Source organism: Kocuria sp. HSID17590 (assembly GCF_003989485.1).
GTDB lineage: Bacteria > Actinomycetota > Actinomycetes > Actinomycetales > Micrococcaceae > Kocuria > Kocuria salsicia.
The window spans coordinates 62,000-67,999 of the sequence record NZ_RBMB01000016.1 but is presented as its reverse complement, the minus strand read 5'-3'; the positions used below and the strand labels follow the sequence as shown (position 1 = coordinate 67,999).

The window sequence follows — 6,000 nt, the reverse complement described above, 5'->3', positions numbered from 1 at the left end:
GGCGACGGTGTTGATGTGGGGCCGGACAGCGCTTTCCATACCCACGGCGCGTCCGTTCGGTGGACGGCGGGCGGCGCGACGTCGTCGTGCCCCGGTGCGGTGGGCGGGACGGCGGCGCGGCCCGACGAGGACGCCTCCCCCGCGGGACTGACCGCCCGGGAGACCGAGGTGCTGACCGCGATGGCCCGGGGGCTGTCCAACGAGGAGATCGCCCGGGAGCTCGTGGTGGGCAGGGCCACGGTGAAGACCCACGTGTCCAACGTGCTGCAGAAGACGGGCGCGCGGGACCGGGTCCACGCCGTGATCTGGGCCTTCGAGCACGGGCTGTCCGACTCCTGAGCGCACGGCCCACCGCGGAAGGGACCCGTGCCCGGCTCCGTCCGGGGGCGGAGGCGGACCCGGACCGGAAGATCCGCCCCGAGGGGGAGGTGGCCGTGCCCGGGCCTCTCTAGGCTCGAGGCATGATCACAGTGAACGGGGTGAACAAGTCCTTCGGTTCCGCGCACGTGCTGACGGACGTGACCTTCGAGATCCGGCCGGGCCTCATGACGGGGTTCGTGGGGGGCAACGGCGCGGGCAAGACCACCACCATGCGCATCCTGCTGGGCGTGCTGAGACCCGACGCGGGGGTGATCGAGGTGGACGGGTCCCCCATCACCGCGGACTACCGCGCGGGCATCGGCTACATGCCCGAGGAGCGGGGGCTCTACCCCAAGATGACCGTGCTCGACCAGCTGGTCTACCTGGGCCGGCTGCACAGCATGACCGGTGCGGACGCGAAGGCCCGGACCATGGCGCTGCTCGAGCGCCTGGGGCTCGGCGACCGCGCGGGCAGCCGGCTCGAGGAGCTGTCCCTGGGCAACCAGCAGCGGGCCCAGATCGCCGCCGCCCTGGTGCACGATCCCGTGGCGCTCGTGCTGGACGAGCCCTTCTCCGGGCTGGACCCCCACGCCGTGGAGACCACGGTGCAGGTGCTGCGGGAGACCGCGGACACCGGGGTTCCCGTCCTGTTCTCCTCCCACCAGCTCGACGTCGTGGAGCGGCTGTGCGACGAGCTCGTCATCCTCGCGGACGGGCGGGTGCGCGCCGCGGGCTCGCGCTCCGAGCTGCTGGCCGCGCACGCGCGGCCCGAGTGGGAGCTCGACGCCGCCGTGGACACCGGCTGGGTGCGCGAGGCACCCGGCGTGGAGGTGCTCTCCTTCGACGGCGGGCGCGTGCACTTCCTGGCAGACTCCGAGGCCGCCGCCCACGCCGTCCTCGCCGACGCCGTGGCCCGGGGCACCGTCCACCGCTTCGGACCCGTCACCCGCACCCTGCACGAGATCTTCACGGAGGTCACCCGATGAGCACCGTCACCAGCGCCCCTGAGCGCACCACGCAGCCGCGCAACCCGCGGCGCACCCCCTTCTCGACCGCGGTGGGCACCGTGGCCGCACGCGAGATGAAGGTGAAGGCCACCTCCAAGCCGTTCATCATCACCACGCTGATCCTGCTGGCCGCCGCCCTAGCCGCCACGCTGCTCGTGCCCCGCCTGGGCGACCTCTTCGCCGGGGGCGCTACCCGCGTGGCCGTGGTGGAGCAGACCGCTCCGTCCGTGCAAGCCCTCGGCGAGGACTACGCCCCGCAGACCGTCGGTTCCGAGGATGCGGCCCGGGAGGCCGTGCTCTCGGGTGCGGCCGACGCCGCCGTGGTGCCGGATCCCGGCAACCCGGCCGGTGTGAGCGTCCTGGCCATGACGGACGCCCCCTCGGATCTGGTGCAGGCGCTGTCCACGAGCCCGGGTGTGGAGCTGCTGGACCCCACCGCACCGAACCCCGCCCTGCGGTACCTCATGGCCTTCGGCTTCGGACTCGTGTTCTTCATGGCCGCCATCACGTTCGGCCAGCAGATCGCGGTGTCCGTGATCGAGGAGAAGCAGTCTCGCGTGGTGGAGATCCTGCTCGCCGCGGTCCCGGCGCGGGCCATGATGGCCGGGAAGGTGCTGGGCAACGCGGCCATGGCCATCCTGCAGGTGGCCCTGCTGGCCGGGGCGCTGCTGCTGGGCCTGCAGATCAACGGGGACGTGCTGCCCCTGGACGGGATGGGCGTGCCGATCCTGTGGTTCGTGGTGCTGTTCTCCATCGGGTTCGTGATGATCGCCGCCCTCTACGCGGCGGCGGCGTCCATGGTGTCCCGGCAGGAGGACATCGGCTCCACGTCCATGCCCGTGATGATGCTGATCATGCTCCCGTACTTCGGCGTGATCTTCTTCAACGACAATCCGGACGCGCTGCGCATCATGAGCTGGATCCCGTTCTCCGCCCCGGTGGCCGTGCCGCTGCGCATCTTCCTGGGGCAGGGGCAGTGGTGGGAGCACGTCGGTTCCCTCGTGCTGCTGATCGTGACCACCGCCCTGGCCATCTGGCTGGCCTCGGCCATCTACGAGCGCTCCATCCTGCGCACGGGCAAGGCGCTGAAGTGGCGGGAGGCCCTGCGGGGCTGACGGCCGGACCACCGGCCGCGGACCCCGGTCCCGCAGCACGCGGGGCCGGGGTCCGCCGGTCCCGCAGCACGCGGGGCCGGGGCGCGGTTGCGGACCGCGCCGTCCCGGAGGGCGTGGGGTTGGAGCGTGCGGGGCCGGGGCGCGTGGGCCGGGGCGCCGCTCCCGCGCCCGGCGCGGCGATCCCGAGCTGGAGGGCAGCGCCACCCCGGTGGGCCGTGCAGTGGGACACCCGCACGGCCCACCGGCACGTCCCTAGACTGGGGCGCATGACTTCCGAGCAGCAGACCTTCCCCGTGGCCCCCCGCAGTCCCGTAAACCGCACGTTCCACGGCCACACGTTCTGCGACCCCTACGAGTGGCTGCGGGAGAAGGACTCCCCCGAGGTCCGGGCACACCTGGACGGTGAGAACGCCTACGCGGAGGCGGTCACTGCAGACCTCGCCCCGCTGCGGGAGCGCATCTACACGGAGATCAAGGACCGCACCCAGGAGACGGACCTCTCGGTCCCCAGCCGCCACGGGGACTGGTGGTACTTCGCGCGCACCGTGGAGGGCGGCGCCCACCAGGTGTTCTGCCGGGTACCCGCGGCGGACCCTGCGGACTGGACCCCGCCCGCCGTGGAGCCCGGGACGCCCCTGGACGGTGAGCAGACCCTCCTGGACGCGAACGCCGCGGCGCAGGAGCACGACTTCTACGCGCTCGGCGCGTTCAGCGTGGCCGAGGACGGCTCCCGGCTCGCGTGGTCCGAGGACACCGCCGGGGACGAGCGGTTCACCGTCCACGTCAAGGACCTCACCACCGGGGCGCTGCTCGCGGACCGGATCCCCCAGACCTCCTACGGTGCGTTCCTCACCCCGGACGCCTCGCAGGTGGTCTACACCGTGGTGGATGAGTCCTGGCGCCCGTACCGCGTGTACCGCCACGTGATCGGCACGGACGTCTCCGCAGACCAGCTGCTGTTCCAGGAGGACGATCCCGGCCTGTGGCTCGGCGCGGAGCTCTCCGCGGACAAGCAGTGGCTCATGCTCTCCTCCTCGTGCTCGGAGTACAGCGAGTACAGCGTCCTGCGCCTGAGCGAGCTTTCCGCCGCCGACGCTGCCGCGCGCGGTTCACACACCCCGGAGCACGACGCCGCCGCGCCGGGTTCCCGTGGCCCGTCCTCCGGAGCGGCGCCCTCCCCCGCGCACCAGGACGCGCCCGACGAGCGCATGGGGGCGGACCCCGGTCGTAGTGACGGCACGGAGGAGGCACACCCCGAGGCCCCTGTGGACCTGCCGTGGCGGGTTGTGCTCTCCCGCGAGGAGCGGGTGCTCTACGAGGTGGAGCCGCTCACCGTGGCCGGCACCGATGTGCTGCTGCTCTCCCACGACGCGCACGCCCCGAACGGGCGCGTCAGCCTCATGCCGATGGAGCACGCTGGGCGGGGCCTCACGGAGGTGGAGCTGGTGGACGTGGTCCCCGCCTCGGACACCGTGCGCGTGGAGTCCGCAATCCCCACGGCCACCCACCTGGTGGTGGCCCTGCGTGAGGACACCACGCCCCGGGTGCGCCTGATCCCCCGCACGGCCCTGGAACCACTGGTGACCGGGATGGCGCACGACGGAACGGACGCGCGGGCAGGCGGTGCGGCGTCGTCGTCTGCGGGCACCGGCACGGCGGCGAACGCCGGGCTGCTGACCGGGACAGAGGCCGCGTTCGACGAGGACCTCAGCAGCACCGGCGTGCTCTCCGCCGAGTACGAGAACTCGGTGGTGCGCGTGTCCTACACATCCTTCGTGACGCCGCCGCGCGTGTACGACATCCCCACGGGCGAGCCCGGGGCCGGTGCGCTGGACGCGTTCGGCGTGGGTGAGCCCGCGCTGCGGCGCGAGGCCACTGTGCTGGGCGGGTACCGCAGCGAGGACTACACCGTGGAGCGGGACTGGGCGGTCGCGGAGGACGGCACGCGGATTCCCGTGAGCATGATCCGCCGCGCAGACCTGGACCCCGCGGTGCCCGCGCCCGTGCTGCAGTACGCGTACGGCTCCTACGAGATCAGCACGGACCCGGCGTTCTCCATCTCGCGGCTGTCCCTGCTGGACCGCGGTGTGATCTGGGCCGTGGCCCACGTGCGCGGCGGCGGTGAGCTGGGACGCGCGTGGTACGAGGACGGCAAGAAGAACACCAAAACCAACACCTTCACCGATTTCGTGGCCGTGACCCGGCACCTGGCCGCACGCCAGGACGTGGATGCGCGGCGGATCGCGCTGATGGGCGGTTCGGCGGGCGGTCTGCTCGCGGGCGCGGTGCTGAACCTCGCCCCCGAGCTGTACTGCGGCGGGCTGGCCGCGGTGCCGTTCGTGGACGCGCTGACCTCAATGCTCATGCCCGAGCTGCCACTGACCGCCCTCGAGTGGGAGGAGTGGGGCAACCCCGTGGAGTCCGCAGAGGTCTACGAGTACATGCGTTCCTACTCCCCCTACGAAAATGTGCGCGATGCCAACTACCCGCCGATCCTCGCGGTGACGAGCCTCAACGACACCCGCGTGCTGTACGTTGAGCCCGCGAAGTGGGTTGCGGAGCTGCGCACCAAGGTTGCGCACCCGGAGACCGTGCTGCTGCGCTGCGAGATGGCCGGCGGTCACGGTGGTGCCTCCGGCAGGTACGCCCAGTGGAAGGACACCGCGTGGGAGTACGCGTGGCTCATGCGCTGCCTGGGCGTCGCGGACTGAGCACCCCGGGGCCGGGCGGCGTCGCCGCAGGTCGGGCCGGGCGTGACAGGCGCCGTGGCCTGGACCGAACTCGTCCGTCCTGGTGGGCTGGACCGGGCGCACCCGGCGCGTCCCCGACAGGGCCACGTCCCGACCGACGTCGACGGTGAAGCGGGCGCCCCCGCCACGGCGGCGCCGCCGTGCCTACTGGTAGTTCTCGAACTCGAGCAGCAGGTCCGGGTCCTGCCTCGCGCACTCCAGGTGCTTGAGCCGCCGCGGGTGCAGGACCCCGCCGAGGAGCCGGGTCCAGGAGACCGGGCAGCCCACAAGTTTGAGGTCTTCCGGCAAGCGAGTCACGCCCCCTGCTGCTGCCTCGGCACAACCCGTCAACCACGCCTCCGGGTTCCGTTCCGCGCGGACAAATGCGTCCTGTCAACCCGCCGCCGACGCCTTAAGGTCGCAGTAGCCGCCCCCGTGGTGGTGCGTCAGGGACGCGCGCAAGTAGTTGGAACGGCAGACCAGGGAGAGGTTCTCGTAGGCCCGGTGGAGCGGGTGCTGGGGCAGCACCCAGTCGCTCAGGTTCTCCGGGGTCACCAGTTCCACCGGGAGCCCGATCCATTCCCGCAGAACCACCAGTTTCTCCCGTCGACGCGGTGTCAACGGGCTATCCCCGAGCCACAGCACGAACACACTGCGAGGCAGCTTGCTCTCCCCCGTGGCCCCGGCCGGGTGCGTCCGGCGGCAGGAACGAGCGGTGGTACCGCGACGGGTCGAACGTGTGCGGGCTCATCGCGGCGTGGCGCGGTCCCGCCCGCCTCACCGTGGCGA

The 6,000-nt window shown here is 72.2% G+C and carries 6 protein-coding genes; 4 read left to right on the top strand and 2 right to left on the bottom strand.

Going from position 1 to position 6,000, the window contains the following annotated elements; genetic code table 11:
* The 4 genes from D8M39_RS12995 to D8M39_RS07345 form a co-directional block, all read left to right on the top strand.
* Positions 1 to 339: response regulator transcription factor (locus D8M39_RS12995; protein ID WP_238694002.1), on the top strand; the 339-nt coding region annotated here is incomplete at its 5' end.
* Positions 340 to 461: 122 nt separating this feature from the next.
* Positions 462 to 1,346: an ABC transporter ATP-binding protein gene (locus tag D8M39_RS07355; protein WP_055085951.1), complete on the top strand. Its 885-nt coding sequence runs from the start codon at positions 462 to 464 to the stop codon at positions 1,344 to 1,346.
* On the top strand, positions 1,343 to 2,482 hold the full coding sequence (locus tag D8M39_RS07350) for an ABC transporter permease (protein WP_083482541.1): 1,140 nt from the start codon (positions 1,343 to 1,345) through the stop codon (positions 2,480 to 2,482). The genes D8M39_RS07355 and D8M39_RS07350 overlap by 4 nt, the downstream gene beginning before the upstream one ends.
* A gap of 266 nt (positions 2,483 to 2,748) precedes the next feature.
* Positions 2,749 to 5,193 (top strand): S9 family peptidase, encoded by a 2,445-nt coding sequence (locus D8M39_RS07345; RefSeq protein ID WP_126874743.1) that lies wholly within the window; start codon positions 2,749 to 2,751, stop codon positions 5,191 to 5,193.
* Positions 5,194 to 5,376: 183 nt separating this feature from the next.
* Here D8M39_RS07345 and D8M39_RS12570 read toward each other — a convergent pair whose 3' ends face one another.
* Complete coding sequence (locus D8M39_RS12570; protein WP_153245906.1) at positions 5,377 to 5,529, bottom strand: hypothetical protein; 153 nt, start codon at positions 5,527 to 5,529, stop codon at positions 5,377 to 5,379.
* A 75-nt stretch (positions 5,530 to 5,604) separates the two neighbouring features.
* A complete protein-coding gene (locus D8M39_RS07340) occupies positions 5,605 to 5,805 on the bottom strand; it encodes a hypothetical protein (RefSeq protein WP_055085947.1) in 201 nt (66 codons plus the stop codon).
* Positions 5,806 to 6,000 lie beyond the last annotated feature (195 nt).